A 2530-nucleotide genomic window follows, 5' to 3' on the forward strand; every position below is an offset into this window, starting at 1 on the left:
AACGCAAAGGCCCCGGCACGCGTGCCGGGGCCTTTGCGTTGCCGTCCATCGAGTAGACTGGCGCGGTGATCATCTCCGTCGACAACGTGACCAAGACCTTCGGCGAGCGCGTCCTGTTCGCTGGGGCCTCGCTGCGCGTCCGTGCGCGGGACCGGGTTGCACTCGTTGGCCCGAACGGCTCGGGCAAGACCACGCTGCTTGAGATCATCGCTGGGCTGCAGCACCCGGACGATGGCACGGTGGCGCTCGCGAAGAACGCGGTCATCGGCTATCTCCAACAGGAAGCCATCGAGATGGCTGGCCGAAGCGTGCTCGCCGAGGCGCTTTCCGCAGCGGAACACGTCACCTCACTCGAGCACCGGATGCGCGTGCTGGAGGAGGATCTCGCGGAGGCCGACGAGGGGCCGGAGCAGGACCGGTTGCTCGGCGAGTACGGCCGAGTCCGCGAGCGGTTCGAGGCGCTCGACGGCTACCTGCTCGAGCCGCAGGCCCGCGCCGTCCTGCTCGGCCTCGGGTTCAAGGAACGCGACCTCACGCGCGATGCTGCGGAGTTCTCGGGGGGCTGGCTCATGCGCCTTGCGCTGGGCAAGCTCCTGCTCAGGCAGCCTGACGTTCTTCTGCTCGACGAGCCGACGAACCACCTCGACTTGGAATCGGTCACGTGGCTCGAAGGGTTCCTGCGCTCCTACGAGGGAGCCATCGTGCTCGTGAGCCACGACCGCGCCTTCATGGAGGGCCTCGTTGACCATGTCGCGGACATCGACCAGCGCAAGGTGACGGTCTTCAAGGGTTCGTACAGCTCGTACGAACAGCAGAGGGAGGTCGCGCTCGAACAGCTGCGAGCCGCGTACGAGGCACAGCAGCGGGAGATCGCGCACATGCAGGTATTCATCGATCGCTTCCGCTACAAGGAGAGCAAGGCGCGCCAGGTGCAGGAACGCGTCAAGCGCCTTGGCAAGATCGAGCAGATCGAGCTTCCGGGGGGGAGGAAGAAGGTCCGATTCCGCTTCCCTCAGCCTCCGCGTACCGGAGACCAAGTCATCCGACTCGATGGCGTTCGCAAGGCGTACGGCGACAACATCGTCTACGACGGCCTGGACTTCGCGCTCCACAGGGGCGACAAGGTCGCACTCGTCGGCCCGAACGGGGCGGGGAAGTCGACTCTCATGAAGCTCCTCGCGGGCGTGCTCGAGGCAGACGCGGGAGAGCGCACCCTCGGCGCACACGTGGAGGTGGCGTACTTCGCCCAGCACCAGCTTCAGGCGCTCAACCTTCGCTCGACCGTCTACCGGGAGATCGACGATGTAGCTCCGGGGTGGACGCAGGCCGAGGTGCGCAGCCTCCTCGGCGCGTTCCTCTTTCCCGGTAGCGACGTCGACAAGCGCGTGCGCGTTCTGTCCGGCGGGGAGAAGGCTCGGCTCGCGCTCGCGAAGATGCTCGTGAAGCCCGCGCCGCTCCTGTGCCTCGACGAGCCGACGAACCATCTCGACATCGCCTCGAGCGACGTGCTCGAGTCCGCGCTCGAGCAGTTCAGCGGAACCATCGTGCTCATCACACACGATCGGCACCTGATCCGCGCCATCGCGAACCGGATAGTGGAGGTTCGGGACGGGCGAGCGACGCTGTACGACGGCGACTACGACTACTACCTCTGGAAACGCGCGCAGGCCGAGACCCAGAGCACTGTGGTCCGGAGCCCGAGCGCGATACCGAGTCCCGTGACAGCTCGTGCGCCGGTGCCTTCGCCCAACGCGGTGGTGACCGGTCCGAAGACCAAGGTGCAGAAGCGGGTCGAGGCCGAGGCCCGGAATCGGGCATACCGCTCAACAAGGGACAGACGCGGAAGGCTCGCGGTCATCGAAGCTCAGCTCGCCGAGGCGCACGAGCGTTACGAGGCGCTCGTGGGCCGGATGGCCCATCCGGAGTTCTATGCCGACAGGGAGGCCTTCGACGCTGCTATGGCGGAGTTTCAGGCGCTCAAGCAGCGCATGCCGGGGCTCGAGGGGGAGTGGGTCAGCCTGAGCGAGGAGATCGAGGAACTCGAAGGATCCGAGTGATAGCACCCGCCGCGATATCAAGCGCTCCGAGTCTTGACCATACGAACATACGTTTGTATCGTCCAGTGCATGACCCACGGGGAGCCTCAAAGCGGTACGACGACCTACCTCTACTTCGACGAGGCGGGCAACTTCGACTCGAGCGCGGCCTCAACTTGGAGTACTTCCACGCCACGGAGGACAGGCGGGCTGTTCGCGACCGGGTCTTCGCGGCCATTCGCGAGGACTTGACGGAGTTCTGCGCGTACTCGGTGATCATTCGCAAGAATCGGACGAACCCATCGTTTCAAGCACCTCACGTGCTGTACCGCCGTACGTTCGAGTGGCTCGTGCGACACGCATGCCCGAGAGCCGCCGGACCCGGGGACCACGTGGTTGCGGTCACGGATCACATACCGATCGATCGCAACCGCGCCGCATTCGAGAAGGCGCTGAAACCGTATCTCAAGCAGCACCTGCCGATGGGCGCGACC

The 2530-nt window shown here is 65.5% G+C and carries 2 protein-coding genes; both read left to right on the forward strand.

The window, feature by feature from the left end; genetic code table 11:
* The first annotated feature begins 65 nt into the window (after positions 1–65).
* A complete protein-coding gene (locus Q8K99_00220; protein MDP2180980.1) occupies positions 66–2057 on the forward strand; it encodes an ABC-F family ATP-binding cassette domain-containing protein in 1992 nt (663 codons plus the stop codon).
* A 155-nt stretch (positions 2058–2212) separates the two neighbouring features.
* Positions 2213–2530, forward strand: a 318-nt coding sequence (locus Q8K99_00225) for a hypothetical protein (GenBank protein ID MDP2180981.1), incomplete at its 3' end; no start/stop codon positions are given.

It is taken from the genome of Actinomycetota bacterium, assembly GCA_030682655.1.
Lineage (GTDB): Bacteria > Actinomycetota > Coriobacteriia > Anaerosomatales > JAUXNU01 > JAUXNU01.